The sequence below is a fragment of the Halobaculum rubrum genome, from assembly GCF_019880225.1.
GTDB classification, from domain to species: Archaea; Halobacteriota; Halobacteria; order Halobacteriales; family Haloferacaceae; genus Halobaculum; species Halobaculum rubrum.
Genome location: NZ_CP082284.1, coordinates 462,995 through 488,485, shown reverse-complemented (window position 1 = coordinate 488,485; position 25,491 = coordinate 462,995). Strand labels below are relative to the sequence as shown.

At 70.2% G+C, this 25,491-nt stretch carries 27 protein-coding genes; 17 read left to right on the top strand and 10 right to left on the bottom strand.

From position 1 onward, the window contains the following. Nucleotides 1-80 precede the first annotated feature (80 nt). A complete protein-coding gene (locus K6T25_RS02560) occupies nt 81-1,199 on the bottom strand; it encodes a glycosyltransferase family protein (RefSeq protein WP_222916245.1) in 1,119 nt (372 codons plus the stop codon). A gap of 238 nt (nt 1,200-1,437) precedes the next feature. Here K6T25_RS02560 and K6T25_RS02555 point away from each other — a divergent pair, with 238 nt between their 5' ends. From K6T25_RS02555 to K6T25_RS02545, 3 genes are read left to right on the top strand one after another with little or no spacing between them, the layout of a single operon-like run. Further along, the gene (locus K6T25_RS02555) at nt 1,438-1,665 is read left to right on the top strand and encodes a DUF3311 domain-containing protein (protein ID WP_222917821.1); all 228 of its coding nucleotides are present in this window, start codon (nt 1,438-1,440) and stop codon (nt 1,663-1,665) included. Further along, the gene (locus tag K6T25_RS02550) at nt 1,658-3,136 is read left to right on the top strand and encodes a sodium:solute symporter family protein (protein WP_222916243.1); all 1,479 of its coding nucleotides are present in this window, start codon (nt 1,658-1,660) and stop codon (nt 3,134-3,136) included. The genes K6T25_RS02555 and K6T25_RS02550 overlap by 8 nt, the downstream gene beginning before the upstream one ends. A 46-nt stretch (nt 3,137-3,182) precedes the next feature. After that, a complete protein-coding gene (locus K6T25_RS02545; RefSeq protein WP_222916241.1) occupies nt 3,183-4,118 on the top strand; it encodes an HFX_2341 family transcriptional regulator in 936 nt (311 codons plus the stop codon). Between the two features lie 236 nt (nt 4,119-4,354). On the opposite strand, the gene K6T25_RS02540 is transcribed toward K6T25_RS02545, so the two are convergent. Beyond that, complete coding sequence (locus K6T25_RS02540) at nt 4,355-5,458, bottom strand: enolase-like domain-containing protein (RefSeq protein ID WP_225917786.1); 1,104 nt, start codon at nt 5,456-5,458, stop codon at nt 4,355-4,357. A 56-nt stretch (nt 5,459-5,514) separates the two neighbouring features. Continuing rightward, a complete protein-coding gene (locus K6T25_RS02535; RefSeq protein WP_222916237.1) occupies nt 5,515-6,273 on the bottom strand; it encodes a DUF1405 domain-containing protein in 759 nt (252 codons plus the stop codon). 181 nt (nt 6,274-6,454) lie between these two features. Between K6T25_RS02535 and K6T25_RS02530 the strand changes: the two genes are divergently transcribed. Beyond that, nucleotides 6,455-7,174, top strand: a complete 720-nt coding sequence (locus K6T25_RS02530; protein WP_222916235.1) for a DUF1405 domain-containing protein — start codon at nt 6,455-6,457, stop codon at nt 7,172-7,174. A 26-nt stretch (nt 7,175-7,200) separates the two neighbouring features. Beyond that, complete coding sequence (locus K6T25_RS02525; RefSeq protein WP_222916233.1) at nt 7,201-7,944, top strand: ArsR/SmtB family transcription factor; 744 nt, start codon at nt 7,201-7,203, stop codon at nt 7,942-7,944. A 113-nt stretch (nt 7,945-8,057) separates the two neighbouring features. On the opposite strand, the gene K6T25_RS02520 is transcribed toward K6T25_RS02525, so the two are convergent. After that, a complete protein-coding gene (locus K6T25_RS02520) occupies nt 8,058-8,585 on the bottom strand; it encodes a hypothetical protein (RefSeq protein ID WP_222916231.1) in 528 nt (175 codons plus the stop codon). A gap of 181 nt (nt 8,586-8,766) precedes the next feature. Between K6T25_RS02520 and gatD the strand changes: the two genes are divergently transcribed. From gatD to K6T25_RS02495, 5 genes are all read left to right on the top strand, one after another. Then, entirely contained in the window at nt 8,767-10,041 is a 1,275-nt protein-coding gene (gene gatD, locus K6T25_RS02515; RefSeq protein WP_222916229.1) for a Glu-tRNA(Gln) amidotransferase subunit GatD, read from the top strand. Then, complete coding sequence (locus tag K6T25_RS02510; protein ID WP_222916227.1) at nt 10,038-10,991, top strand: GNAT family N-acetyltransferase; 954 nt, start codon at nt 10,038-10,040, stop codon at nt 10,989-10,991. Before gatD ends, K6T25_RS02510 begins: the two co-directional genes overlap by 4 nt. Nucleotides 10,992-11,032: 41 nt before the next feature. Next, complete coding sequence (locus tag K6T25_RS02505) at nt 11,033-11,347, top strand: hypothetical protein (RefSeq protein WP_222916225.1); 315 nt, start codon at nt 11,033-11,035, stop codon at nt 11,345-11,347. A gap of 63 nt (nt 11,348-11,410) precedes the next feature. Continuing rightward, on the top strand, nt 11,411-11,662 hold the full coding sequence (locus tag K6T25_RS02500; protein WP_222916223.1) for a hypothetical protein: 252 nt from the start codon (nt 11,411-11,413) through the stop codon (nt 11,660-11,662). 51 nt (nt 11,663-11,713) lie between these two features. Beyond that, nucleotides 11,714-11,965, top strand: coding sequence for a hypothetical protein (locus K6T25_RS02495; RefSeq protein ID WP_222916221.1), 252 nt, complete (start codon nt 11,714-11,716; stop codon nt 11,963-11,965). A gap of 63 nt (nt 11,966-12,028) precedes the next feature. Here the strand turns inward: K6T25_RS02495 and K6T25_RS02490 are convergent, their stop codons facing one another. Continuing rightward, a complete protein-coding gene (locus K6T25_RS02490; RefSeq protein WP_222916219.1) occupies nt 12,029-12,508 on the bottom strand; it encodes a DUF7975 family protein in 480 nt (159 codons plus the stop codon). 169 nt (nt 12,509-12,677) lie between these two features. On the opposite strand from K6T25_RS02490, the gene K6T25_RS02485 reads away from it, so the two are divergent. Further along, nucleotides 12,678-13,304, top strand: a complete 627-nt coding sequence (locus tag K6T25_RS02485; RefSeq protein WP_240009223.1) for an adenylate kinase — start codon at nt 12,678-12,680, stop codon at nt 13,302-13,304. A gap of 122 nt (nt 13,305-13,426) precedes the next feature. Continuing rightward, complete coding sequence (locus tag K6T25_RS02480) at nt 13,427-14,344, top strand: DUF106 domain-containing protein (protein ID WP_222916215.1); 918 nt, start codon at nt 13,427-13,429, stop codon at nt 14,342-14,344. Nucleotides 14,345-14,401: 57 nt separating this feature from the next. On the opposite strand, the gene K6T25_RS02475 is transcribed toward K6T25_RS02480, so the two are convergent. Next, the gene (locus K6T25_RS02475; RefSeq protein WP_222916213.1) at nt 14,402-15,100 is read right to left on the bottom strand and encodes an SDR family oxidoreductase; all 699 of its coding nucleotides are present in this window, start codon (nt 15,098-15,100) and stop codon (nt 14,402-14,404) included. A gap of 140 nt (nt 15,101-15,240) precedes the next feature. Here K6T25_RS02475 and K6T25_RS02470 point away from each other — a divergent pair, with 140 nt between their 5' ends. The 3 genes from K6T25_RS02470 to cruF are packed head-to-tail and all read left to right on the top strand — an operon-like array spanning nt 15,241 to nt 18,673. Then, the gene (locus K6T25_RS02470) at nt 15,241-16,821 is read left to right on the top strand and encodes a phytoene desaturase family protein (RefSeq protein ID WP_222916211.1); all 1,581 of its coding nucleotides are present in this window, start codon (nt 15,241-15,243) and stop codon (nt 16,819-16,821) included. Nucleotides 16,822-16,829: 8 nt separating this feature from the next. Further along, nucleotides 16,830-17,759, top strand: a complete 930-nt coding sequence (locus K6T25_RS02465; RefSeq protein ID WP_222916210.1) for a prenyltransferase — start codon at nt 16,830-16,832, stop codon at nt 17,757-17,759. A gap of 44 nt (nt 17,760-17,803) precedes the next feature. Then, nucleotides 17,804-18,673, top strand: a complete 870-nt coding sequence (gene cruF, locus K6T25_RS02460) for a bisanhydrobacterioruberin hydratase (RefSeq protein ID WP_222917819.1) — start codon at nt 17,804-17,806, stop codon at nt 18,671-18,673. Between the two features lie 40 nt (nt 18,674-18,713). On the opposite strand, the gene K6T25_RS02455 is transcribed toward cruF, so the two are convergent. Both K6T25_RS02455 and K6T25_RS02450 read right to left on the bottom strand, forming a co-directional pair. After that, entirely contained in the window at nt 18,714-19,673 is a 960-nt protein-coding gene (locus K6T25_RS02455) for a phytoene/squalene synthase family protein (protein WP_222916209.1), read from the bottom strand. 150 nt (nt 19,674-19,823) lie between these two features. Further along, complete coding sequence (locus K6T25_RS02450) at nt 19,824-19,961, bottom strand: HVO_2523 family zinc finger protein (protein WP_222916208.1); 138 nt, start codon at nt 19,959-19,961, stop codon at nt 19,824-19,826. A gap of 116 nt (nt 19,962-20,077) precedes the next feature. On the opposite strand from K6T25_RS02450, the gene K6T25_RS02445 reads away from it, so the two are divergent. Together K6T25_RS02445 and K6T25_RS02440 are read left to right on the top strand one after the other, a co-directional pair. Continuing rightward, nucleotides 20,078-21,634 (top strand): molybdopterin-dependent oxidoreductase, encoded by a 1,557-nt coding sequence (locus tag K6T25_RS02445; protein WP_222916207.1) that lies wholly within the window; start codon nt 20,078-20,080, stop codon nt 21,632-21,634. 99 nt (nt 21,635-21,733) lie between these two features. Next, on the top strand, nt 21,734-22,594 hold the full coding sequence (locus K6T25_RS02440; RefSeq protein WP_222916206.1) for a ZIP family metal transporter: 861 nt from the start codon (nt 21,734-21,736) through the stop codon (nt 22,592-22,594). Nucleotides 22,595-22,707: 113 nt separating this feature from the next. Here the strand turns inward: K6T25_RS02440 and K6T25_RS02435 are convergent, their stop codons facing one another. Further along, nucleotides 22,708-24,915, bottom strand: a complete 2,208-nt coding sequence (locus K6T25_RS02435) for an LUD domain-containing protein (protein WP_222916205.1) — start codon at nt 24,913-24,915, stop codon at nt 22,708-22,710. Next, on the bottom strand, nt 24,912-25,418 hold the full coding sequence (locus tag K6T25_RS02430) for a LutC/YkgG family protein (RefSeq protein WP_240009222.1): 507 nt from the start codon (nt 25,416-25,418) through the stop codon (nt 24,912-24,914). Before K6T25_RS02430 ends, K6T25_RS02435 begins: the two co-directional genes overlap by 4 nt. Between the last annotated feature and the right edge of the window lie 73 nt (nt 25,419-25,491).

The window sequence follows — 25,491 nt, the reverse complement described above, 5'->3', positions numbered from 1 at the left end:
ACTCGGTATGGTCGCCCGTCCGGCTTCAACCGTGCGGTCGTGTCGGACGTGGCGGTCTGTCGCCGTCGACCCGAACACGTTCAGTCGCCGTCGGGCACTTCGCCGTTCGCGGCGTCGCGCGCGTCCGCCGTCGCCGCGGCGGCTACGTCCGCGGGCGACAGGTCGACCGCCTCCCACGGGGGTAGCCGCGTGTCCGGACCCGGCGGCGCGATCGACGCGGCGTACGTCCGCACTTGGTCGCGCTCGCCGCCCCGATCGTAGGAGAGCCCGTTGAACGCGGCGTCGGCGGCGTAGCGGTCGACGTACGACTCGGCGGCCGCGCGGTACGCGTCCGGCAAGGCGTCGTAGTCGGGGTCGACACCGTGCTCCTCGGCCGCGCGCAACAACGCGGCGCCGACCGACCGGCTCATGTCCGAGAGCCCGGTCGGTCCCGAGACCGCCCGGTGGTCGTGCTCGTAGCTGCCGAGATCGACCTGCGCGGCGCCGTCGACGCCGACCGCGTCGTAGGCGGCCGCGAGCGTGCCGACCTCGAGCCCCCACGTGCGCTGGACCGGCATCGCGGCGACGACGTCCCCGGTCGCGGCGAACTCGCCCGCGAGCGCGTAGCGGAACGCCGCCATGTACTCGAGGAACTCCGAGTCGGGGGCCGAATCGCGAAGCGCGCGCACCAGCGGGGTGTAGAACAGCCGGAAGAGGCGCCCGTACAGCTGCCCGTTCTCGACGCGGGCGTAGTACCCCTTCGCGAAGTCGAACCCGTTCGCCAGGGGGAACAGCAGCCGCCGGACGTACTCCCGCGAATACGACTTCGTGTCGGCGTCGTGGACGACGACGTACTCCTCCTCCAGCGCCCGTCCCAGCGCCAGCCACACGTCCCGCCCTTTCCCGCGCTCGCCGGCGAGTCCGGCGTCGTCGAGCAGGTTCGACACGCGGGGGCCGTCGCACCACAGCGTCTCCAGCGGGAGGTCGAAGCCGTCGAGCCACTCGCGGAAGGCGCCGACGCGGTCGGCGGGGGCGCGCAGCGGAACGATCACCTTCGCGGGATCGAGCGCCGAAAGCTCCGAGAGCACGCGCTCGGCCGCGAGCCCCGCGTACTCGCGTTCGGTCATCGGCACGACGACGGCCGCCCGGTCCGCCGGCGCGTCGGGTGCCCCCTCGCCGAACGCGTGGAGCGTGGCGACGCGCTCCTGCACGTATTCCATCGACGGATCGCAGGGCTGCACGGCGAATAAAGCCGGGGGTAGCGGGCGCGCCGACGGCGACGACCCCCCGTCGGTTGCCTCCTTCCAGTCGGTCCCCTCCCGACACGATACGACTCGACCGCGGACGGAAGGGACGCGACAGTACCGACCGGCGTATCGAAGAGAATTTCTCTTCGATAGTGCGTACGGAGAGGTAATTCGACAACATTCATTGTGTATGAACGACTACCACCGCGTGATGACGCGAACTCGAAGCGATATGCTGTGGGTCGCGGCGTTCGCGCTGCTCGTCGCGCTCGCGGTCCCCTGGTTCCTCTGGGGCGACGCGACGGTCGTGGCGGGGCTGCCGCTGTGGCTGTGGTGGCACGTCGGCTGGATGGCGTTTGCGAGCGTGGCGTTCGCGGCGTTCGCGCGCGGCGGCGCGTGGGACCGCGGCGTCGACGCGGAGGTGATCCGGCGTGGCTGATCTGGGCGTCTCGCTGGGCGTCGTCGTCGGCTATCTGCTGGTCGCGCTCGCGATCGGCGTGTTTGCGTACCGGCTCACCGACCGCACGGCCGAGGACTACTACCTCGCCTCCCGCTCGGTCGGGACCGTCGTGTTGCTGTTCACGACGTTCGCGACGCTGCTGTCGGCGTTCACGTTCTTCGGGGGGCCCAACCTCGCGTTCTCGGCCGGCCCGGAGTGGATCCTCGTGATGGGGCTGATGGACGGCATCCTGTTCGCCCTGTTGTGGTACGCGATCGGGTACAAGCAGTGGCTCGTCGGGAAGGCGCACGGCTACGTGACCCTCGGGGAGATGCTCGGCGACCGCTTCGACTCGACGGCGCTTCGCGGGCTCGTCGCCGGCGTGAGCCTCCTGTGGCTGTTCCCGTACGTGATGCTCCAGCAGATCGGCGCCGGGCAGGCGCTGGTGGGACTGACCGACGGCGCGGTGCCGTACTGGGCCGGCGCCGCGATGATCACGGTGTTCATGATCGCGTACGTCGGCCTGTCGGGGCTGCGAGGGGTCGCGTGGACGGACACGCTGCAGGGCGTGTTCATGCTCGGCGTGATCTGGCTCGCGGTCGCGTGGATCGCCTCCACGGCGGGCGGGGTCTCGGCGCTGACGGCGGGGATGACCGACGCCGCCCCCGAGTTCGCGGCGCTGGGCGGCGGACTGTACTCGCCGCAGTGGATGATCGCGCAGGCGGTCGTCATCGCCTTCGGCGTCGCCGCGTTCCCGCAGGTGAACCAGCGGTTCTTCATGGCCGACCGCGTCGAAACGCTCAAGCGCTCGTTCGCGCTGTGGCCGGTGCTCGTCCTCCTGCTGTTCGTTCCGGCGTTCCTGCTCGGATCGTGGGCCGTCGGCCTCGGGATCGAGGTTCCCGACGGGAGCAACGTCCTCCCGCTCCTACTGACCCAGTACACGCCCGCGTGGTTCGCGGCGCTGGTGATCGCCGGCGCGCTGGCGGCGATGATGTCCTCCTCGGACTCGATGTTGCTGTCGGGGTCGTCGTACTTCACGCGCGACCTCTACCGGCCGTTCGTCGCGCCCGACGCGAGCGACGAGCGCGAGGGGTGGATCGGCCGCGTCGGCGTCGCCGTCTTCGCGGCCTCGACGTTCCTCGCGTCGCTGCTCGTCGGCGGCGGCGGGGGCCTGGACGTGCTCGTCACGCTGGGCGACACGGCCTTCGGCGGGTACGCACAGCTCACGATCCCCCTGATACTGGCGCTGTACTGGCGCGGGACGACGGAGTGGGGGATGATCGGGGGCGTCGCGAGCGCCGAGGCCGCGTACCTCGCGCACGTGTTCCTCCCGCTGCCGGCGACGTACCTCACGTGGGACTTCGCGCTGTGGTGCATGCTGCTGTCGCTGGTCGCGACGGTCGCGGTGTCGACGGTGACCGCGAGCGCGCCCGCGGAGAACGCCGAGAAGTTCGGCGTCGGGGCCGACTGAACCGCGCCACGGCACGCTTTTCCCGTCACCCGACCATCGCCCGATCATGCAGACGCACGTCGTCCCGGTCGGCTTCGACTACGACCGACTCATCGCGCCGCTCGTCCGCGATCAGTTCGACGTGGACCGCGTCGTGCTGCTGGAGGGGGCCGTCGGGAGCGAGGCGAACGTCGAGTACTCCCGGAACCTCTCGCAGAAACTGGAGACGGACTTTCGGAACCTGCTCGGGGCCGAGACCGAGCGCGTGCCGATCGCCGACGTGTACGACTACGACGCCGCCTTCGAGCAGGCGTACGATCTCATCAACGAGGAGCTCGATGCGGGCCGGGAGGTGTGGGTGAACGTCTCCTCGATGCCCCGGCCCGTCTCGTTCGCGTTCGCGACCGCGGCCCACTCGGTCACGCTGGAGCGGCAGGCCGACCGCGACCGCATCCACACCTACTACACCGCGCCCGAGAAGTACCTCGAAACCGAGTTGGCCGAGGAGCTTCGCGCGGACCGCGACCTCCTGCGAACCATGCTGGCGGCCGTCGAGGGGGGCGACGGCGTCGACCCCGACGCGGCCGACGCGGTCGACGCCGACCGCGTCCGCGAGCGGCTCTCGACGGCGACGGACCTGCTCGCGGAGTTCGACGAGCGCGGGACGACCATCGGCGCCAAGAAGGTCGACGGCAAACACATCATCGAGCTCCCGGTCGCGTCCTTCTCCAACGTGAAGCCCTTCGAGGAGGTGATCCTGTACAAGCTCGGCGAGGACGGCGAGTTCGAGTCGGTCAGCGAGCTCGCGAAGGCGCTGGCGGCCGAGCTGAACGAGGAGTACACCGACTCGTTCCGCTCGAAGGTCATCTACAACGTCGACCGCCTCGGCCCCGGCGGGAAGGGGTACATCGAACAGGAGTCCCACGGGAAGTCCTACCGGACCCGCCTCTCCCGGATCGGGGAGCTGTGGGTCCGCGCCCACGCCGACAGCGAGGGCGAGTGAGCGAAGTCGTCATCGGAACGCTTCGCGTTCTGATTGGCTCGAAAATCGCGTGCGATTCTCGAACGTTCGAAAGCGCGAAGCGCCTTTCGTGATGCCGTCAGGTCCGACGGACCTGACTGCTGACCAGACGCCTCCGGCGTCTGGTAATGACGAGACGGCGGAGCCGTCTCGAACTACGAACGAGCCCTCGGCACACGACGTCCGGGCGGATGCGACCCGTCCGAGGGCCCGCCGTCTCAGAACTCGAACCCGCGCGGCGCCGCCGACGGGGCGAGCGGCGTCGCGGGCAGGCGCTCGGGCACCGCGGGGTCGTTGAACGCGCCGGGGGCCACGTCGTTCGGGCCGTCGGGGTAGAACACCGACGCCAGCGCGTGCAGCTGGTCGCGGCCGACGCCTAGCTCGAACTGCCCGCCGCCGTACATCGTCACGTCGCGCTCGCGGGCCCACTCGAGCGTATCCGACAGCGACTCCAGCGTCCCGAACCGCGAGGGTTTGACGTTGAGCCACTCCGGCTCCCACGGCAGGTCCTCGACGCTCGCGACGCCGGTGACGGGGTAGTCCCACGAGACGCGATGCTCCTCCCCCTCGAAGACGCCGCGCGTCTCGTCTGTGATCGCGGGGTCCTCGATGACGGCGTTCGGGAACGACTCCAGCACCCACTCGTAGAACTCGGCGCTCGGCTCCTGGTCCACCTCTGTCCCCTCGTACAGCCCCTTCAGATCGAGCACGCGGACCTGTTCGGTCGGCAGATCCGCGACCACCTCGTCGGTCCAGTCGTCGGTCGGGTCGAGCTTGAAGCCGATCCCGGGGACGCGCTCGGCGATGGCCGTCACGCGGTCGGCCGTGGGGGGATCCCCGTCCCCGTCCCCGAGACGGGTCGACGCCGCGAACGAGACGGGGGCGCGCTCGCGTCCGAGGATGCTCGCGAGGTCGGTGTCGGACTGTCGCAGCGCCAGGTCCGTCGCGGCCGACTCGACGGCCCAACGGCGATACGGGTGGCCGGTCTTCCGATCGGGCTCGCCCTTCGGGAACAGGTTCACGTCGTCGAGGCGGTTCGAGAACTCCCGGAACGTCCAGTCGCCGACGAACGCGTCCGCGAAGTCCACGCTCTCGGCGGTCGTCCGCGGGTCGCGCTCGGGGTTCGCGAACAGCGCGTCGTGGTCCGGGGCGTCGTAGGTCACGTCCTCGCCGCGGCCGAGCTCGCCGTCGCCGCGCAGCCTGAACGTCGTGCTCACGCGCTCGAACCCCGACGAGGTGTCGCGGGCGCGTCGCCGAAGCGCCACCGACTCGATCGTCAACGGGAGGTCGGCGATCGCGCGGTAGAGGGTGGGTGTGCTCACGGCCGCAGTCTCTCCCTCGCGAGGCATAGACTTTCCCCGTCAGTTGGATGTCGGAATCAGGGACGGAGCGTCCCCGCTTCGAGCAGTTTCACCCGCGTCGCCAGCACGAGGAACGTCGCCGTGAGCGTGAGGACGACCGCGCCGGCGGCGGCGATCTCGTGGGTCGGCGACGGGTGCGTGAAGCCGATCCCCGACTCGAGGAGCACCTGTCCGGGCATGAGCGTGTGGTGGGGCGTCCCGGCGACGGGGATGAAGTAGTCGACCACGTCGTTGAGGCCGTACCACGCGACGGCGACGGCGACCGCGCGCACCGGGAACCCCGAGATCCGATAGAGAAGGAAGCCCTCGACGGTCATCGCGAGATGCGAGAACAGGAGGAACAGATACATCGGGAGCGGGTTGGCGGCCGTGAAGCCGTCGGCGAACGCAAGGAGGACGAACGGCGTCCACAGCCCCAGCTTCCAGCAGCCGAAGAAGGCCAGCGCGTTCACGTACTCGTCCGACCGCCCGAGCTTCCAGAGGCCGAGCGCGAGCGCGATGAACAGCGTCGCGACCGGCGAGTCGGGGACGAACGCCCACATGCTCGGCGGCGTTCCGCCGAGCTGCCAGGTGATCAGCGGGTCCGACAGCGGCAGCGGATGAACCCCGTAGTACCAGAAGCCGAAGGCGGTGCCGACGAGGTTGACGGCGACGACGACCCACGCGAGCCGGAGGCCGAGGTTCTCGACCGCGCGGGGGAGCGGCGCGACGTACCACGGGAGATCGGGACGTTCGGGGAGACCGTCGTCGGCGGTCAGGTCGGCGAGGAGGCTCATTCGGGTGTGGCGTGTGGTGTCGCGTCGGCGGCTTAGCCGTGGCGGTGCGTGACGGCCTGGATTCGGGGTGGGCTCGTAACGCCGCCTCGGTGGCTCCGCGTCGCCGCCGCGTTGCCCCCGTGGAAACATACTCGGAACCATGGCCGATTAAGCCGCCGGCGGTCGAAGCTCCGGCGAGACCGTGGTCGACGACACCGAAGCGCAACGGACGCGCAACCCCGTCCCGGAGGCGCTCGCAGAGTTCTACCTCACGACGCCCGCCACGCTCGGGCTGCTCCTCGTCGTCAACGCGCTCGCCTTTCTCGTCGGCGTGCGCTACTACGTGGAGACGATGCCCGCGGTTGCGACGTACCTGTGGCCGCTGTACGGCGACTCGCCGGCGGCGGTCGCGCTCGGGACGCTCGTGCTCGCGGCGCTGGTTCCGTTCGCCGGCTACCGCCTGTCGTCGGTGCCCCGCTCGACGCTGTTGTCGGTGCTGTCGACGCTGGCGGTCGTCTGGCTGGTCAAGACGGGCCTGTGGACGTTCATCGCGCTCAACGTTCCGTTCGTCCGGCCCGACCTCCCGGCGGACCTGTACGTCGGCTTCGACGCCGACTCGCTGTGGGCGTACTGGGGGATCCTCGCCACGCACGCCGCCTTCCTCGCGGAGGCGCTGTTGATCGCCCGCGTCGGGCGCACCTCGCGGTCGATCCTGGGCGGCGTCGCGCTGCTGGCGCTCGCGAACGACCTCTTCGACTACGGCTACCTTCTGGGACTCCCGCTCGCGAACCACCCGCCCGTTCGGTACGACCCCGGCTGGACGCTCGCGCTGGGGTCGATTGCGGCGACATTCGTCGCGGTCGCGGTCGCGGCCGCCGTCCTGCCGTCGGGCGATGGCGACGACCGGCGACGCGGCCCTTAAATACGGCGAGCAGTTACCTCGCGTGTATGGACTCCGCGGTACTGCTCGATCTCCTCGGAAACGAGAACCGCCGGCGTATCCTCCGGCTGCTCTCACACAAGCCGTGTTACGTCACCGAGATCAGCGAGTACCTCGGCGTGTCGCCGAAGGCGGTCATCGACCACCTGCGGAAACTGGAGGACGCGGGCCTCATCGAGAGCCACACCGACGACCGACGGCGGAAGTACTTCCACATCGCTCGGGACGTGCGCCTGGAGGTGAACGTCTCCCGACACGGGTTCGGCACGAAGTCCGCGTACCCCGCGAACCCGAGCCTCGATATCCAGGGCAGCTGCCCCCACATGCATATCGACCTGGAGCTTCGGTCGGCCGACGGCGACCGCGATGGCGGCGGTGCCGACGGCGCTGACGCGGGTGTCAACGGCGACGCGGCCGCTGACGGCGTCGACGACGACCGCGGGGATCTGGCCCAACTGGCCGCCGAGTTCGACGAGCTACAGGACCTGGAGAACGAGCTCTCGCTCGCACAGCGGTGGGTCCACGGGCGAATGAGCGACCTCCTCGACCGGGTGAACGACCGACTCGGCGTTGACGCCGACTCCCGATTTTATGCGAAGCTTCTCGCGGCCGTCACGTCGACCGACGGCTCACACCGAGCCGTCGTCGACGAGGTTGACGCCGACCCCGAGGCCGTCGAGGACGGGCTGCGGCGGCTCGCGGATGCGGACCTGATCGCGCGCGAGTCCGATCGCTGGCAGCTCGTCGGGTGAGCGTCGAGCGTTCGCGACGACGAACCGGTCGCGCCACCCGACGGACGCCGTTCGTGTCCGTCACCAATCGATCGCGAGCAGTCCGACAAGCGCCGCCGGGACAACGACGGGACTCAGATGTCTCGCAGCAGGCCGTCGCGGAGGTCGCGCCCGAAGTACACGCCCGCGACCGACAGGAGGACGCCGACCGTGACGCCGACGCCCGCGAGCGGGAGCCCGTAGTCCGCAAGCAGGCTCGTCCCGATGAGCAGCGTTCCCGTCGTCAACGTCCCGAGGAGAAACGCGCCGCCGGCCGCGAGTGCGCCCGCCACGGCGGTCTCGAGATACGCCCGCCGCGAGCGACCCAGCCCGAGGGCGAACGCGGCGGCGAACAGCCCGAGGTACCGCGCGAGCCCGCCGACCAGCGGCACGGCGGATCCGGCGATCAGTCCGGTCAGGAGCACGGCGAACGTGAGGAGAAACCCCTTCGCCGAGAACGGCGTCCGTCCCAGCAGCGCGCGCGAGTCCCCGTCGGCGCTCCCGCGGTCGGCCCCCTCGACATCGCCGTCCCCGTCGGACGGGTTCGCTGCCGAGTCCGTGGACGGGTCGCCGGCGCCGTCGCGTTCGGCGAGCTCCTGCAGTTCCTCCAGACTCTTCGACATGCCTCCACGTGGGCGGCGCTCGCTCATGGCTCTTGTGCCGGCTCCGGGTGGACGCGACCGCCCCGCGCGGGCGAAGACTGTGGCAATTCGGCGCACGGCACGTCCACGGCCCCGCCGCTTGAGCCCGTCCCCGAATCGCGGACGGGCAGGTTCAAGTTCGCCCCGGCCGCTATCCCCGGGTATGACCCCGAGCCCCGGAGACCGCGTCCGCGTCGACCGCGCGGGCGTCACCGACGAGGGCGTGTTGATGCCGTCGAGCGACGAGGACCACCTCGTGCTCAAGCTGGAGGGCGGGTACAACGTCGGCGTCGACCGCGCCGACGCCGCCGTCGAGGTGCTGGAGCGCGGCGCCCGAACCGTCGACGCCGACGCTGACGACGACGAGGCCCACGCCTCCGCCGTCGAGTTCGACGACGACCTCCCGACGGTCGCGCTCATCTCCACCGGCGGAACCATCGCCTCCACCGTCGACTACCGCACCGGCGCCGTCACCGCCCGCTTCGACGCCGAGGACGTCCTCCGCGCCGTGCCGGACCTGGCCGGTCGCGCGAACTACCGCGGCCGCGTCGTCGCCAACATCCTCTCGGAGAACATGAACCCCGAGATATGGACCGACCTCGCCGAGGCTGTCCGCGAGGAGATCGAGGCGGGCGCCGACGGCGTCGTCGTCATGCACGGCACCGACACGATGCAGTACTCCGCGTCGGCGCTGTCGTTCATGCTCGACACGCCGGTTCCGGTCGTGTTCACCGGCAGCCAGCGCTCGGCGGACCGTCCCTCCTCGGACAACGTGATGAACGCCGTCTGTGCCGTCGAGGCCGCCAAGTCCGACTGCGCGGAGGTGATGGTCTGCATGCACGGGACGCCCTCGGACGACCACTGCGCGCTCCACCGCGGCACGCGCGTCCGCAAGAACCACACCTCCCGCCGGGACGCCTTCGAGACCGTCGGCGCCGCGCCGCTGGGTCGGGTCGAGTACGACCCTCACGAGGACCGCGTCGACGTGTCCTACCGCGAGGGAAAGACGTACGCCCGCCGCGGCGGCGCGGACCTCGAGCTCGCGCCCGACCTCGTCGAGGACGTGGAACTGGTGAAGTTCACGCCCGGCATGGACCCCGCGGCGCTCGACTACCTCGACGGGAAGTCCGGCGTCGTGATCGAGGGGACCGGCCTCGGACACGTTCACACCGACCTGATCCCGCGGTTCGAGGAGCTCGTCGACGACGGCACCACGGTCGTCATGACGAGCCAGTGTCTGGAGGGGCGGGTCTGTGACCGCGTGTACGACACCGGCCGCGACCTGCTCGACGCCGGCGTCGTCGAGGCGGGCGACACCCTCCCCGGCACGGCGAAGGTGAAGCTGCTGTGGGCGCTCGCGAACGTCGCCGACGCCGAGGACGCGATGGGACGCGACCTGGCTGGCGAACTGACCGAGGAGTCGAAGCCGTGGGGATGACCGGACGAGAACTCGCCCGCGACGACCCCGACCACGAGTTCGCGATCCGGCAGGCCCGCGAGTCGGACGTCGAACACGTCGTCCGCTTCACGCGCGACACGTGGGGCGACAGACACGGCGATTACCTCCCGGACGTGTTCGACGAGATGGTCGCCACGGACGGGCCGCGACAGCGCACGCTCGTCGTCGACGTGGACGACGGCGCCGACGTGGCGGGCGTCCTCCAGTGCGTCATGCTCTCGGACACCGAGGCGTGGGCGCAGGCGATGCGCGTCAACCCCGACTACCGCGGCCGGAATCTGTCGCCGGAACTGTCGCGGGCGGCGTTCCGCTGGGCGCGCGACCGCGGCGCGGTCGTCTGCCGGAACATGGTGTTCTCGTGGAACGTCGCCGGGCTGGGCCAGTCGCGCTCGGTCGGCTTCGACCCGGGGACGGAGTTCCGCTGGCTCCAGCCGGACCCGGACGCGGACGCCGACCCCGCGCTCGACGTGGTCGCCGACCCCGACGCGGCGTGGGCGTACTGGAGCCGCAGCGACGCGCGCGAGCACCTCCGCGGGCTCGCGATGGACGACGAGGAGTCGTGGGCCTGCTCGGAGCTGACGCGCGCCGATCTCCGGGACGCGGCCGACCGCGACGGCCTGTTCGTCGTCGTCGACGGCGGCACCCGAGCGATGTCGGCGCTGGCGTACACGTACGACCGCGAGAACGAGGAGGGCGTCGAGGAGACGTGGGGCGTCTATCACGTCGCCGCGTGGGACCACACCGAGGCACTGGACGCGCTGACGGACGCGATCGCCCGCGACGCCGCCGCCCGCGGCGTCGACGACACCCGAATCTTGATCCCGGAGGGCGTCCGCTGGGTGTCCGACGCCGCCGCGACGCGAACGGCGGTCTCCGACGAACCGGACTTCGTGCTCGCCGCGGACCTCACCGACGAGTCGCTGTTCTGACGGCCGAACCGTTTTTCGTCCGCCGTCAGGAGTCTCGGAGCGTGGTCCCCGTCGAGAGCCTCCTTCCAGGTATCCCGTCGCTCCCACCCCTGTTCGGGCCTCTCCCGGGCGGCCCCGACCTCGCGTGGACGCTCCTCGTTCGGCTCGTTCCGACAGCCTGCGTCGCCGGCCTCGTCGGCTGGGACGCCGGGCTCCGCAGCGACGATCCCCGCGCGTGGCCGACCGCCGCTGCCCTCGTCGGTGTCACCAGCACGACAGCCTTGTTCGTTCTCGCCGTGCTGTACGTCGTCGCCGGCCGCGACAATCCGGTGCCAGACGCCGGCGAACGGTACGAGAACACCAAACGCGACGAGTGAGTGCACAGGAGCCGCGACGAGCGGTGGCGGAGGAGTTATCCCTCGGGGGCGGCCTCGGGTGGCATGGACCTTACAGTCGCGACCGCGGCGGCGCTCCCGCTCCAGTTCGGCCTGATCGATCCCGGGTTCCTCGGCCTCCTGAACGTGATCGTCGCCGTCGTCGTCGGCTACTTCACCTATCAGGACGCGACGAGTCGCCGGACGGACTCCCCGAAACTGTGGGCCGGCGCGATGGCGCTCGCCTCGCTGCTGTTGAACCTCGTGGGGTTCCTCGTCGCGTTCGCGGTGTACTACGTCGTCGTCATCCGCGATTGAGCTACGGCCGACACCGACGCGGTTTTGCTGATCGCGTCTGATCGCCGGGGTATGGTCCCCCTTCCACTGTTCGGAGGTATTCCCGGCGGCATCGAGTTGCTGATCGTGTTCTTCATCCTCCTGTTGATATTCTCGCTGTTGCTCCCCGTCGGGATGGCCTACTGGGTGTATCAGGACGCCAAGGCCCGTCGCGGAACCGACGAGACACTGTGGGCGCTGGCGACGGTGTTGGCGGGGCTGTTCGTCTCCGTCTTCGGCGCCGCCGCGGTGGTGGTGCTGTACCTCCTCATCGAACGCGAATAGGCGGGACGGGCGTCGAACGAGCGGTCGCGGTTCGGTGTCGCACTCGTCGGCGTCGCTCCCGCCTCAGACCTGCACGACCCACGCCCGGTAGTCGTCGGGGCGGTCGTACACCGCCGCGAACGCGCGGTCGAGAAAGCCCGCGAGGCGGTTCGCGTCCGACCGCGCCGAGATGCGGACGTTGGTCCCCTCGGCCTCCTCGGGCGTCTCCCGTTCCTCGATCCGGAACTCCGGGTAGTCGTCGAGCAGGTCGTGCAGGCGCGCCAGTTCCTCGTCGGTGCAGTCGAGGTTGAACGTCTTCTCGGCGAACTGGATCCACGGCGGGGCCGACTCGTCGTCGGGTGTCTCTCCGTCCTCGGTGTGGGCCTCGTCGTCTGCCGGCTCCTCGAAGTCGGTCTCGCCGTCGGACTCCCCGAACTGGATCTCCTCGCGCGGGGGCTCCACCTCGACCGTGAGGAAGGCGCTGCCGCGTTCCCGGTGGGCCGTGACGGCGTCGGCGAACAGCTTCCGCCGGCCGGCCGGCGTGTCGGCGTCGAATCGGGTCATGCTCGTTCGTACGACGAACCGGCGTAAAAACCGGGCGCTCCCGTTCGGCGCTCGAGACGCCGACCGTCCACCGTCGACTGCCGACGCCCGCCGATCGCCGCGAGGACTCGACCCCGCGAACCGCGCCGGATTCAGCACGCCTTTCACCGTGGCCCCGGAGCGAGCAGACATGGCAGACCATCGAATCCTGCTGCTCGGTCCGCCGGGCGCCGGCAAGGGTACCCAGGCGACGCGACTCGCCGACGAGTACGGCCTGGACCACATCACGACCGGCGACGCGCTCCGGCAGAACAAAGACATGGAGACGGAGTACGGCACGCCCGGCGAGTTCATGGACGCCGGCGAGCTCGTCCCCGACCCCGTGGTCAACGAGATCGTCGTCGCCGCCCTGGAGAGCGCCGACGGCTTCGTCCTCGACGGCTACCCGCGCAACCTCGACCAGGCGGAGTTCCTGAGCGAGGAGACCGAGCTGGATCACGTGGTCTTCTTCGAGGTGCCCGAAGAGGAGCTGCTGGCCCGACTCACCGGCCGCCGGGTCTGCGACGAGTGCGGCGCCACCTACCACGTGGAGTTCGACCAGCCCGAGGAGGCGGGCGTGTGCGACGAGTGCGGCGGCGACCTGATTCAGCGCGAGGACGACACCGAGGAGACGGCCCACGAGCGCCTGCGCGTCTACCGCGAGAACACCGAGCCGGTCGTCCGACACTACCGCGAGGAGGGCGTGCTCGTCGAGGTGTCCGGCGAAGGGACGCCCGACGACGTGTTCGAGAGCCTCAGCGACGTCGTCGAGGGCTGACGACGGGTTCGCGGGACCAGCGTTCGCGGCGACGACCGCGATCGCAACGACGATCGCGACGCCCCGCTGACGACGCGCCGAGAGTACAACCTTCTTACGTGGCTGTCGCTTAGCCGGTGGCAATGGCACGAATCGAGAAGCGCACTCGGGAGCTCGCCTCCGAGTCCGAGATGCGCGAGGCGATCGAACTCGTCCTCGAACGCGCGGAGGACGGCGAGATCCGGTGGATCGACGTCCGGGAGGACCTCTCGAGCGGGCAGTGGGGCCGCCTCATCGAGCGCGGGCTCCTCGAGGACGGCGAGGCGGGCTTCGCGCTCGCCGACCGCGACGCGATCGAGGCCGGGCTCGAGGCGCCCGACGACGACGACGGCGCGAGCGGCGGAAGCGACGTCGAGATCCCCGACTCAGAGGGGGCGACCTGGAGCATCTACGACAAGGGCGCGGCCGTCGTGACGCTGTTGTTCTTCGTCGGCTACTCGTACGGACCGGTTCGCAGCGTCGTCGGCGAGGCGATGGACGTAGTGCTTGGCCCACTGCAGGACCTGTTGCCGCTGTACGCGGTCATCATGATTATCGCGACGCTCACCGGGCTGTACTCCACGCTCCTGCGCGCGAACCTGATGGACATGGACCGGATGGCCGCCTATCAACAGCGGATGAAGGACATCCAGGAGCGCCGCAAGGAGGCGAAAGAGCGCGGCGACGACGAGGCGATGGACGCGATCCAGGAGGAGCAGATGGAGGCGATGGGCGACCAGCTCGGCATGTTCAAAGAGCAGTTCCGCCCGATGGTGTGGATCATGGTGCTGACGATCCCGGCGTTCCTGTGGATGTACTGGAAGATCGGCTTCCGCGGCGCCGAGGGACAGCCCGGTCTCGACCTCCAGCCGATCGTCCTCCCCATCGCGGGCCAGGTCACGTGGACGGACACGCTGTTCGTCATGCCCACCTGGATCATCTGGTACTTCCTGTGCTCGATGGCGTTCACCCAGATCATCCAGAAGGGACTCAACATCTCGATGTCGCCGTCGACGTCGTAACCGGCGCGACAGCACCGTCACGGCCCGTCTCGTTCCCTTCGCTCTCGGGCCGATTCGCTACCGCGTCGCCGACTTCCACTCCCTGAGTCCGACGACCGTGCCGCCGTGGTCGTCGGGGGCGGCGTCGGTCGCCGCCCACACGAACATCGGCGCGATCTCTTCGGGCCCCCTGCCGCCCTGGTTCCCCGTGAGCGCTGTGTCGACCAGTCCCAGATCGAGCGTCATCGCCGTCGCGTCCAGGTCGGCGTGCGCCTGCCGGACGACCGCCTCGGCGCCGGCCTTCGAGACGGCGTACGCGCCCATGCCCGGCTTCGCGTCGCGGGCGATCGACCCCGAGGGGACGAGGACCCGCGCGTCGTCGGTCAGGTACGGGACGGCCTCCCGCACCGTCGCGAACACGCCGCGAACGTTCGTGCGGAGCGTGTCGTCGAAGCGGCTGTACGGCTCGTCGTCCAGCGGCATCTCGCCGGGCGCCCCGTGGTTGACGCCCGCGTTGGCGACGAGGGTGTCGATCCCGTCGCGTTCGCCCGCGCGGTCGGCGTGCTCCATGAGGCGTTCGAGGTCGAACTCGTCGCGCACGTCCGCCCGGAGGCCCGAGGCGTCGCCGGTGCGTGAGAGCTCCTCGACCGTCTCCTCGACTGTGTCGCCGTCGCGCGAGCAGACGACGACGTGGGCGCCGGCCTCGACGAACGCCGAGGCGACGGCGCCCCCGACGCCGCGCGTTCCGCCGGTGACGACCGCGGTAGTTCCGTCCATGGGATCGCCAAGGGCCGGCGGGAGGTAGTGGTTGCGGGCCGCGGCGATCTGTCGGGCGGGTGCACGCGGTCGACCGAGGGGCCGATCGTGGCGACGCCCGTGCGCCCATATTTATACGCCTCCCCGCCGTAAGACGGTTAATGCGCGAACCCCGTGACCGCTCTTCGTTGGCTGGCGAGGACGTGGTCGTGATCGGCGGCGGCTTCGGCGGGCTCTCGACGGCCTGCTATCTGGCCGACGCCGGCGCCGACGTGACTCTCCTGGAGAAAAACGAACAGCTCGGCGGCCGCGCTGCCGTGCTGGAGGCGGACGGCTTCCGCTTCGACATGGGGCCGTCGTGGTACCTGATGCCCGACGTGTTCGAGACGTTCTTCGGCCACTTCGGCCGGGAGCCGTCGGAGTACTACTCGCTGTCGCGGCTCGACCCGCATTACCGGATCTTCTTCAAGGACGGCGATCGGGTCGACATGGTCCCCGACTTGGACGCGAACCGCGAGACGTTCGAGTCGTACGAGGCCGGCGCCGGCGACGCCTTCGACGACTACCTCCGCAAGTCCGAGCGCAACTACGAGATCGGGATGGAGCACTTCGTGTACGAGCACCGCGACGACCTCGCGGACTTCGTCGACCCCGACGTGCTGCGCTACTCGTGGGGACTGTCGCTGATCGGAACGATGCAGGACCACGTCGAGGAGTACTTCGACAACCCGAAGCTCCAGCAGATCATGCAGTACACGCTGGTGTTCCTCGGCGGATCGCCGCACAACACGCCGGCGCTGTACAACCTCATGAGTCACGTCGACTTCAACCTCGGCGTCTACTACCCCGACGGCGGGCTCGGTGCCGTCGTCGACGGCATCGTCGAGTTGGGGTCGGAGTTGGGGGTCGAGTACGTGATCGACGCGCCCGTCACCGCGATCAAGGGCCAACGCGGCGGATTCAAGGTTGAGACGGCGGCCACGAACCCCGCGGACGGGCTCGGCGGGACCGCCGCCGCGGACGGCGGCGCCTCAGCCGAGGGTTCGATCTCCACCGGGTCGGGCGAGACGTACTTCCCGGATCTCGTCGTCAGCGACGCCGACTACGCCCACACCGAGCAGGAACTGCTCGCGCCGCGCAAGCGCCAGTACGACGCCGAGTACTGGGAGTCGCGGACGTACGCGCCCTCGGCGTACCTCCTGTACATGGGCGTCGAGGGTGACGTGGAGGAACTCGCCCACCACACGCTCGTGCTCCCGACCGACTGGGACGGCCACTTCGAGCAGATCTTCGAGAACCCCGCCTGGCCCGACGACCCCGCCTACTACCTCTGTGTCCCCTCGAAGACCGACGACACCGTCGCTCCCGAGGGGCACTCGAACCTGTTCGTTCTCGTCCCGATCGCGGCGGGACTGGAGGACACGCCGGAACTGCGGAGCCGGTACCGACAGCAGATCCTGGACGACATCGCCGAGAACACCGGCGTCGACCTGCGCGATCGGATCGTCTTCGAGGAGGAGTTCTGCGTCGACGACTTCGCGGGGCGCTACAACTCGATGAAGGGGTCGGCGCTGGGGCTCGCACACACGCTGCGCCAGACGGCGCCGTTCCGGCCCGGCCACGAGTCCTCGAAGGTCGACGGGCTCTACTTCACCGGGTCGACGACGACGCCGGGGATCGGCGTCCCGATGTGTCTCATCTCGGGGCTGCTCACGGCCGAGACGATGGGCGAGTCGTCCTGACAGCGCCCATGCCGACCGCAGTCGACCCCGCCGACTCGGGCGACGCCGACGCGGGGGACACCGACGCGCCCGACCGCCCCGCAAGCGCCGTCGCGAGCGCACGCTACCTTTTGAAGCTCTCGCGCCCGCGCTTCTGGCTGTACCTCGCGGGGCCGATCGGCGTCGGCGTCGCCTTCGGCGCGACGACCGTTCCGGGGCTGTTCGCACCCGAGAACGTCCTCCTGTTCGGCTACTTCCTGCTCCCGGCGAACCTGTTCCTCTACGGCGTCAACGACGTGTTCGACCGCGACGTCGACGAGGACAACCCGAAGAAGGACGGTCGGGAGGTGCGCTACGGGGGCGACCGGCTCGTCCCCGCGGTCGTCGTCGCGTCGCTGGCGCTGGGCGCGGTGACGTTCGCGATCACGCCGCGGGTCGCGTGGCCGTACCTCGCCGGGTTCTTCGTGCTCGGGGCGGGGTACTCGGCGCCGCCGCTGCGGTTCAAGACGACGCCGCTGCTGGATTCGGTGTCGAACGGGCTGTACGTCCTTCCGGGCGCCGCCGGGTACGCGATGGTCGCCGGAACCGCCCCGCCGGCCGCGGCGCTTGCGGGCGCGTGGCTGTGGGCGATGGGGATGCACACGTTCTCCGCGATTCCCGACATCGAGCCGGACCGCGCGGCCGGCATCCGGACGACCGCGACCGCCCTCGGGGAGTCGCGGACGCTCGCGTACTGCGCGACCTGTTGGCTCGCCGCCGCGGGCGCGTTCGCGGCGGTCGACCCGCGGATCGGCGCGGTGCTGCTCGCGTACCCGGCTCTCGTGGGCGTCGTTCGGTTCGCGGGCGTCGCGATCGACCGCGCGTACTGGTGGTTCCCGGCGATCAACACCGTCGTCGGCGCCGTGCTCACGATGGGCGCGCTGACGCGGATCGTCCCCCCGGAGGCGGTGTTGCCGTGAGCCCAGAGACCGGAACCGGACGCGTCGACGCCCTTCGAGAGGCGATGCCCGCGGACCGCCGCGAGGCGGAGGCACGCCTCGACGCGCTCGTGCGCGAGAACCGATTCACCATCTCGGTCGTGTTCCCCGTCGTGGGCGCGGTGTTGCTCGTCGCCAGCGCGGAGGGCGTGTTCGCCGGCACACCGCTTTCGCCGTTGGCGTTCAACGGCGGCATGATCCTGTTGGGGACGCTCGTGATGCGCTCGCCGCTGGTCGTCGGACTCGCGCCCCTGGTCGGTCGCCGCGAGCTCGCCGGGATCGGGCTGCTGTCGGCGTACGCCTACGGGATCGAGTACGTGGGGATCACGACCGGGTGGCCCTACGGCGAGTTCGAGTACCTCGTCGCGCTCGGCCCGGAACTGGGCGGCGTCCCCCTGGGGCTGCCGGTCTTCTTCCTCCCGCTCGTGGCGAACGCGTACCTTCTGAGCCTGCTCCTGCTCGGCGAGCGCGCGGAGCGCGCGGCGGTGCGGCTGCTCGCGGTGATCGCGCTCGTGCTCGTCATGGACGTGGTGCTGGATCCGGGCGCCGTCGCGCTCGGCTTCTGGGCGTACGAGGGCGTCGCGAACGCGGGCGCGCTCGGCGTGCGCTCGGGGGCGGGCTTCTACGGCGTTCCGCTCTCGAACTACGCCGGTTGGGTCGTCTCCGCCACTGTCGCCGTCGTCGTGCTCGACGCCGCCTTCGACCGCGCGGCGCTGCGCGAACGACTCGCCGACTGCGAGTTCATGCTGGACGACATGGTGAGCTTCGTGCTGCTGTGGGGCGGGGTGAACCTGTGGTTCTGGAACTCCGTCGCCGCCGCGGTCGCGGTCGGCATCGGCGTCGGGCTGGCTCGGGCGGATCGGTTCGACGCGTCGCTGTTCAGGGAAGCGTTCTGAGGAGCGAGGTGTGGCTGACCCGCGAGCGACGGACCGACCGTCAGCGCGCGGGAACCCGGTCGCCGTGGCCGGCGCCCGAGCGGTTCGGCTCGCTGTCGCCGTACGGGACACAGGAGACGCGACGGAACACCGTTTCGGGGTCCTTACACCGGAACCACGCCCAACGCGTCTTGACGAACAGCTTCAGCTTGCGGTACGTGCTCAGCTCCGGCGTCGCCGAGAGCGTGTCGAAGCCGCGCTCGCGGATGAGCGCGTGGTGTTCGGCGTACAGCACCGACGCCAGCAACACGGCGAACTGGCAGTCCTCGGGGAGGTACTTGATGCCCGCGACGCCCTCCTTGTACAGCGATTCCGCGCGGCGTAGTTCGTGGCGCATCGCCGCCTCGACGTTCTCGTCGAACTCGAAGCGCTTGAGCTGCGCCTCGGTGACCCCGTACTCGCGCAGGGTCTCCCGCGGGAGATACACCCGGTCCAGCTCGACGATGTCCTCGCGCACGTCGCGCAGGAAGTTCGACAGCTGGAACGCGTCGCCCAGCGCCGTCGCGTGCGGGAGCGCGGCGTCGGGCTCGTCGGGGTCCATCACCGCCGTCATCATTCGACCCACCGCCGAGGCGGAGCCGTCCATGTACGCCTCGAGTTCCTCGTACGTCTCGTAGCGGTCGGTGTCGATGTCCGAGCGCATCGCGTCGATGAACGTCTCGACGTCCTCGTCGGCGATGCCGTGCTCGTCGCACAGTTCGGCGAACGCCGAGAGCACGGCGTCGTCGCTCTCCTCGCGGCCGAGCGCGGCGTCGCGGAGACGACCCAGCTCCCGGCGCTGTTCCTCGGGCGGCCCCGTCTCCGCGCCGTCGACGATCTCGTCGGCGACTCGGAAGAACGCGTACAGCACGTAGGTCGGCTCGCGCACCCGTTCGGGTAGCACCCGGGTCGCGAAGTGGAAGGTCTTGCCCGTGCGCTGTTGGATGCGCTTGCTCCGGGCGATCTGGTCGTCGTCTACCATCGTCGCCCCGGCGCAGCCCGCGCGCTGGTAGCACTGTCCCGTCCTCGCATCTGAGTAGAGATCCGTACGGCGGCCGACACCATAACAGTTGGTGCCGGCTCGGGCCTGCGGTTTTCGCTCCCGCGAGTGCCACTCTCGCGGGCGAAGCGATCATCCATAGAACGGGTCCGAACAGTCGAAGACGACGCCGTGCCGGGGACAGATGTACTCGCAGTGACGGTGCATCATCGAGTCCCCGCAGTAGGGGCACGGTCGCGTCCGTTTCACCGCCTCTTCGCCGTGGCTCATCGGTCGGACCTCGTGCTCCTCCGACAAAGCGGTTCGGAACCTCGGACGGCTCGGTCCCGAGGTCCGGAGCGGGACGGCCGCACGCGTTTTATCTCTGGGAGCCGTTGCGTAGTCGAATGGACGCCCGTCGCGCTCGCTCGTCCGGTCGCGTCACGCCCGCCGCCGAGCTCGCCGTCGCCGTCGCCTCCGGCGTCGCGGTCACGGCGGGGACGTTCCTCGTCGTCGGATTCTCCCCTCGGTGGGTCGTCGTCGGCATCGCCCAGACCGTGTTGCTCGCGCTTCCCGACGCGGCGCTGGCGGCCGGGATCCAAGGGTTCGGAAGCACGGCTCAGCCCTTGCTCGTCGCCGGGGCGGCCGGGCTCTCGGTGGCGCTGTTCGCGGCGCTCGCGTGGCTCGCCCGCCGGATCGGTCGGACCGCCGACAGGGAACGGGCGGAGGCCGTCTTCCTCGTCGGCACGCTCCAGGCGCTGGCGGCGTTCCTGCTGTCGGTCGCGCCGGTCGCCGCCGTCGTCGGCGGCGCGTTCGGCGCCGCGGTCGTGGGCCTCGCGGGCGGCGTCGCGACCGGAACGGGCGACGTGTCCCGGGCACGCCGCGGGCTGTTGCGCTCGGCGGGCGTCGCGGCGACGGCGGTGGGACTTGCGGGCGCCGGGCCGCTTGCGCGGGCAGTCGGTGGAGGAGGGAACGACTCCGACGGGACGGAACCGGTCGATCCCGACCCGCTCGTCGAGCGACTGCTCGCCGTCGCCGCGGACCGCTCGTTCGACCTCGCGGGCGCGGAGCCGCTCGTCTCGGAGTCGTTCTACGTGGTGGACAAGAACGCCGCGGACCCGCGGGTCGACCCCGAGACGTGGTCGCTCCGGGTCACCGGCGCCGTCGAGGAAGAGATCGAAGTCGACCTCGGCGCCGTCGAATCCAGATCCGCCGAGCATCGCTTCGTTACCCTCCGGTGCGTGGGCGACAAGGTGAACGGACGGAAGGCCGACACCGCAGTGTGGACAGGGATTCCCGTCGCCGACCTGCTCGAGGAAGCCGGCGTTCGTCCCGACAGCTGCTGTGTCATGTTGCGCGCCGCGGACGACTACTACGAGGAGTTCCCGCTGTCGGCGCTCAGGGAGGGACTGCTCGCGTACGGGATGAACGGGCGCCCGCTCCCGCGACAGCACGGCGCGCCGGTCCGAGCGCTGATCCCGGGTCACTGGGGGGAGATCAACGTGAAATGGCTCACGGAGATCGAGATCCTCGAGGAGGAGGCGACGGGCTACTGGGAGGAGCGCGGCTGGCACGGCACCGGCCCCGTCTCGACGGTGGCGAAGCTCCACCACGTCGAGACCGCCGACGGCACGGTCTCCGTCGGCGGCCACGCGTACGCGGGCACCCGCGGCGTTTCGGCCGTCGAGGTGTCGACCGACGGCGGCGACACCTGGTCGGAGGCGGACCTCACCGACCGCCTCCCGGGTCCGACGCCGGCCGACGCCGACCCCGACGACGCCGAGGCCGTCGGCGGCGCGGCCGGGGACGCCTGGCGCGGCTGGCGCTACGAGTACGAGGCCGACGACGAACACGAGGTCGTCGTCCGCGCCGTCGAGGCCGACGGCACCGTCCAGCCCGCCGCCGAGCGTGACCCGTATCCCCGAGGCGCCTCCGGACGCGCGAGCCGGACGGTCCGCCCCTGAGCGGCTCCGTTCCCGAACGGCTCCGTTCCCGAACGGATCCGTTCCGGGGCCTGTCCGCCGATCGGAGCCGTTATTAACCGAAATCGGTGTGTTAGTAATATGGCCGATCTGACTACCGACGGGACCGAGCGTCGTCGCAGGGCTCGGACCCGGCTGATCGGCGCCGCGAGCACGGCGGCGCTGGTGGCCGCGACCGCGTCCGCGCTCGCGACGGGGCGGACGAAGCTGTTCGCGATCGCGTGGATCGCGTTCGGGGCGATGGCCGCCGCCGGGTGGGTCGCCGGGCGGACGGCCGACACCCACGCCGGGACACTCGTGTGGGGATACGGGCTCGCCGCCGGCGCGATGATCACGAGCGCGGCCGTCTTCCTCCTGCCGCAGGCGATCGGCCAGCACGCCGCCTACGGCGGGTTCGGCGTCGCGCTCGGGCTGCTCGTCGGCTACGGCGCACACACGCTCGGCCACCGCCTCTCGCACATGGACCTCCCGCTGGACCGGTCGCTGGCGGAGCTGACCGCGCACGCCGTGAGCGCCGGCGCGATCATCGGCATCATCTACGGCAACATGCCGGACCTGGGGCTGCTGCTTGGGCTGTCGATCATCTCGCACAAGGGTCCCGCCGGCTACGCGGCCGTCCGCCGGTTCTCCGGTCGCGGCGGCGACTGGACGGCGATCCTGCTGCCGGCGGCCGGCGTCGGCGTCGCCGCGGTCGCCACGTCGTTTCTCGCGTTGCCCGCCTCGGGCGCGGTCCGGGGCGTCGTGTTCGGCTTCGCCACCGGCGTGTTCCTCCACGTCGCGATGGACTTCCTCCCGGAGTGTGAGATCGGGAGCGAGGTCCACGAGTCGCTGAGCCACGAGGGCGACGCACACACGCTGTTGGACCGGCTCCGTCTCCACGCCGTCGCCAGCACCGCGCTCGGGGGCCTGGCGGTGTTCGCCGGCTGGCTGGTCGTCGCCTAACCTCGACCCCGAGCTGCCGCTCGCGAGCCTTCGACGCCGAACTCCTCCACCTTCGAGCGTCGGTTCGAAACCGAGCGATGGGCCCCACTCATCCGGCGAGCGGATCCGGTCGCCTATCGTCCCGGATCCAGCAGTTCGATCGGGTGGGGCGGCTCGACGCCGAGCAGGTCGCCGATCTGGTCGGTACAGGAGGTGCCGCTGGCGACGACGTGGTCGGCGTCCGCGTCGCGGAGTTGGCCCGCGAGGGGTTCACCGACGTCCATCGAGAGGTCGTAGTACTGGGTCTTGTAGCCGAAACTGCCGGCCATGCCACAACACTCCACGTCGCTGGTCGTCACGTCGTAGCCACACTCCTCGAAGACCGCCACGGTGTGGGCCTCCAGCGACATGGTCCGTTGCTGGCAGTGGCTGTGATAGGCGACGCGCTCCTCGCCGTCGGCGACCGAGAGCGCGTCCGGGCTCCCACCGTTCTCTAACAGCCCGTACACGTACTCCAGCAGTTCGTAGCTGTGGTCCGCGAGTCGCCGGTGCGACTCGGGTTCGAGCAGGCGTTCGTAGTCGGTCGCGAACATGGCGAGGTCGCTGGGTTCGATCACCACGACGTCGCGGCCCTGTTCGAGGTGAGGCTCCAGTGCCTCGACGACGCCTTCGGCCTTGGCCCGGGCCGTGTCGATCATCCCCTGGGAGAGTGGGGGCCGTCCCGTCCCCGGCGCGGCCGGTACCTCGACCGCCACGCCCAGCGCTTCCAGCGCCCTGACGGCGGCTTTCCCGCGCTCGACGAGCATGTAGTTCGTGTAGACGTCGGGGTACAGCGCGACGCGGCGCTCCGGGTCGGCCGGCGTCGTCTCGTCACGCCTGTCGGCCCATTCGACGAGGGTCTCCCGCCGGAACGCGGGGAGCTCCCGGCGACGATCGACGCCGAGCGACTCCTCGAGCAGCCACCCTACCGGGCGGGAGCGGCCCAGCCAGTTCGACACCGGCGCGGTCGCGCTGCCGAGTTTCGCCAGCGTCTCGAAGTTCCCGAACACTCGCTTCTGGAGCGTGGGGCTCGACTCGTCTTCGGCGTCGGGGGTCAGCCCGTCGACGAGGAAGTCGAACCCGTCGTCGCCCGTCTCGTTGATCCGGTCGCGGACGACGGTGTTGATCCAGGGGATGTCGATCCCCACGGGACAGGCCTCGACACAGCGCGAGCAGCCGGTACAGAGGTCGTTGAACTCCGCGGCGGTGTCCAGGCCCTCGATACCGGCCTCCCAGCCGGTGGCGATGCCGCCGGAGTACGTCTCACCGCCGAAGGCGTGGCCGCCGACCGACTGGAAGTTCGCACAGGTGTTCGAACAGGCCGAACACCGGATGCAGTACAGCGTCTCCCGGAGGTCGTCGTCCTCGCGCATCGACAGGCGGCCGTTGTCGATGAGCACGAGATGGAACTCCCGATCGATCTCGCCGTCGGTGATCGGGGTGTCGGGGTCATCGAAGTCCACAGCGGGGGAATCGATCGGCGGCGTGAACAGCGAGATGTAGCTGGTGATGTCCTGGCCGGTCCCCGAACGACCGATCAGCTCGACGAACGGCCGAAGGTCCTCGACGGTCGGGATCACCTTCTCGACGCCCGCGACCGCGATGTGCGTATCCGGGACCGTGACGGTCTTGCGGGCGTTGCCCTCGCTGGTCACGAGCGCCATCGTCCCCGTCTCGGCGGCGAGGAAGTTGGCGCCCGTCATGCCCACGTCCGCCTCTTTGATCCGGGCCAGGAGCTTCTCGCGGGCGAACATCGTGAGCTCCTCGGCGGTTTCGAGCGGTTCGTCGGGATCGAAGCGCTCGTTGAACAGGTCGGCGATATCCTGGCGAGACTTGTGGATCGCGGGCGCGACGATGTGGCTCGGGGCCTCCTCGGCCACCTGGAGGACCCATTCGCCGAGGTCGGTCTCGACGACGTCGACGCCCTCGCGGTCGAGATGCTCGTTGACCTCGATCTCCTCGGACGTCATCGACTTGCTCTTGACCAGCCGATCGGCGTCCCGCTCGGCACAGACCTCGGCGACGTACTCGTTGGCGTCGGCGGCGTCGTCGGCGATGTAGACGGTCCCGCCGTTTTCCTCGATCGTCTCGGTCAGTTCGTCGATCAGCTCGGGCAGGCGCTCGATGGCGTCCTCCTTGATCGCGCGAGCCTCGTCCTTGAGCCCCTGATACTCCTCCAGGTCGGCGACCGAGTCGTAGCGCCCCCGATTGAACCCGCGGGTGTTCGTGGCGACGGCGTCGCCCTCCGTGTCCAGGAGGTGTCGGATCTGGGCGGCCTTGGCGGCCCGACTCTCGGAACTCATGTCACCACTACCGCGTGGACCTCCTTGGGTCCGTGTGCACCCTTGACGAGCGACCCCATGTCCGCCGTCGCGGAGGGGCCCGTCGCGACGATCGCCGACCCGCCGGTGTCACGGAACTGCTCGTCGAGCCACTCGAACGCCGTCTCCATGTCCGGGACGATGTCGTCCTCCCGGAGGACCACCACGTGCTCGTCCGGGAAGAGACTGACCGGCTCACCCCCGCCCGGCGTCGCTTCTAGGACGACGCTGCCGTAGTCGGCGACGGCCAACGACGCGGCGCTGACGCCGGTCACGGCCGCATCGAGTTCGGCAGGGGAGGGATCCGTTGGGACGGGTTCCGGAAGCGAACAGTCGTCCCACGGTAACGGGGCTCCGACGACGGGCGTCGTGATGACGGATTCGATCGTCCCGGGGAGCGATTCGGCGGTCGTCCGCGTCAGTTCGACGCCGTACTCGCCCGCGCTCTCGGCGAACCGGTCATACGTGTCAGATCGTGTCATCATCTGGGATCAGACTCCTCTCCGGCCCGGCCGGACCGGCCTGCCGTCGCGACGGTCCGACGACAGTCTGGAACGT

Excerpts from the sequence above, each read along its gene's own strand:
- K6T25_RS02560 (WP_222916245.1), bottom strand. The coding sequence starts at position 1,199 with ATGGAATACGTGCAGGAGCGCGTCGCCACGCTCCACGCGTTCGGCGAG.
- K6T25_RS02555 (WP_222917821.1), top strand. The coding sequence starts at position 1,438 with ATGACGCGAACTCGAAGCGATATGCTGTGGGTCGCGGCGTTCGCGCTG.
- K6T25_RS02545 (WP_222916241.1), top strand. The coding sequence starts at position 3,183 with ATGCAGACGCACGTCGTCCCGGTCGGCTTCGACTACGACCGACTCATC.
- K6T25_RS02535 (WP_222916237.1), bottom strand. The coding sequence starts at position 6,273 with ATGAGCCTCCTCGCCGACCTGACCGCCGACGACGGTCTCCCCGAACGT.
- K6T25_RS02525 (WP_222916233.1), top strand. The coding sequence starts at position 7,201 with ATGGACTCCGCGGTACTGCTCGATCTCCTCGGAAACGAGAACCGCCGG.
- K6T25_RS02520 (WP_222916231.1), bottom strand. The coding sequence starts at position 8,585 with ATGTCGAAGAGTCTGGAGGAACTGCAGGAGCTCGCCGAACGCGACGGC.
- gatD (WP_222916229.1), top strand. The coding sequence starts at position 8,767 with ATGACCCCGAGCCCCGGAGACCGCGTCCGCGTCGACCGCGCGGGCGTC.
- K6T25_RS02510 (WP_222916227.1), top strand. The coding sequence starts at position 10,038 with ATGACCGGACGAGAACTCGCCCGCGACGACCCCGACCACGAGTTCGCG.
- K6T25_RS02500 (WP_222916223.1), top strand. The coding sequence starts at position 11,411 with ATGGACCTTACAGTCGCGACCGCGGCGGCGCTCCCGCTCCAGTTCGGC.
- K6T25_RS02495 (WP_222916221.1), top strand. The coding sequence starts at position 11,714 with ATGGTCCCCCTTCCACTGTTCGGAGGTATTCCCGGCGGCATCGAGTTG.
- K6T25_RS02490 (WP_222916219.1), bottom strand. The coding sequence starts at position 12,508 with ATGACCCGATTCGACGCCGACACGCCGGCCGGCCGGCGGAAGCTGTTC.
- K6T25_RS02485 (WP_240009223.1), top strand. The coding sequence starts at position 12,678 with ATGGCAGACCATCGAATCCTGCTGCTCGGTCCGCCGGGCGCCGGCAAG.
- K6T25_RS02480 (WP_222916215.1), top strand. The coding sequence starts at position 13,427 with ATGGCACGAATCGAGAAGCGCACTCGGGAGCTCGCCTCCGAGTCCGAG.
- K6T25_RS02475 (WP_222916213.1), bottom strand. The coding sequence starts at position 15,100 with ATGGACGGAACTACCGCGGTCGTCACCGGCGGAACGCGCGGCGTCGGG.
- K6T25_RS02470 (WP_222916211.1), top strand. The coding sequence starts at position 15,241 with ATGCGCGAACCCCGTGACCGCTCTTCGTTGGCTGGCGAGGACGTGGTC.
- K6T25_RS02465 (WP_222916210.1), top strand. The coding sequence starts at position 16,830 with ATGCCGACCGCAGTCGACCCCGCCGACTCGGGCGACGCCGACGCGGGG.
- cruF (WP_222917819.1), top strand. The coding sequence starts at position 17,804 with ATGCCCGCGGACCGCCGCGAGGCGGAGGCACGCCTCGACGCGCTCGTG.
- K6T25_RS02455 (WP_222916209.1), bottom strand. The coding sequence starts at position 19,673 with ATGGTAGACGACGACCAGATCGCCCGGAGCAAGCGCATCCAACAGCGC.
- K6T25_RS02450 (WP_222916208.1), bottom strand. The coding sequence starts at position 19,961 with ATGAGCCACGGCGAAGAGGCGGTGAAACGGACGCGACCGTGCCCCTAC.
- K6T25_RS02445 (WP_222916207.1), top strand. The coding sequence starts at position 20,078 with ATGGACGCCCGTCGCGCTCGCTCGTCCGGTCGCGTCACGCCCGCCGCC.
- K6T25_RS02440 (WP_222916206.1), top strand. The coding sequence starts at position 21,734 with ATGGCCGATCTGACTACCGACGGGACCGAGCGTCGTCGCAGGGCTCGG.
- K6T25_RS02435 (WP_222916205.1), bottom strand. The coding sequence starts at position 24,915 with ATGAGTTCCGAGAGTCGGGCCGCCAAGGCCGCCCAGATCCGACACCTC.
- K6T25_RS02430 (WP_240009222.1), bottom strand. The coding sequence starts at position 25,418 with ATGATGACACGATCTGACACGTATGACCGGTTCGCCGAGAGCGCGGGC.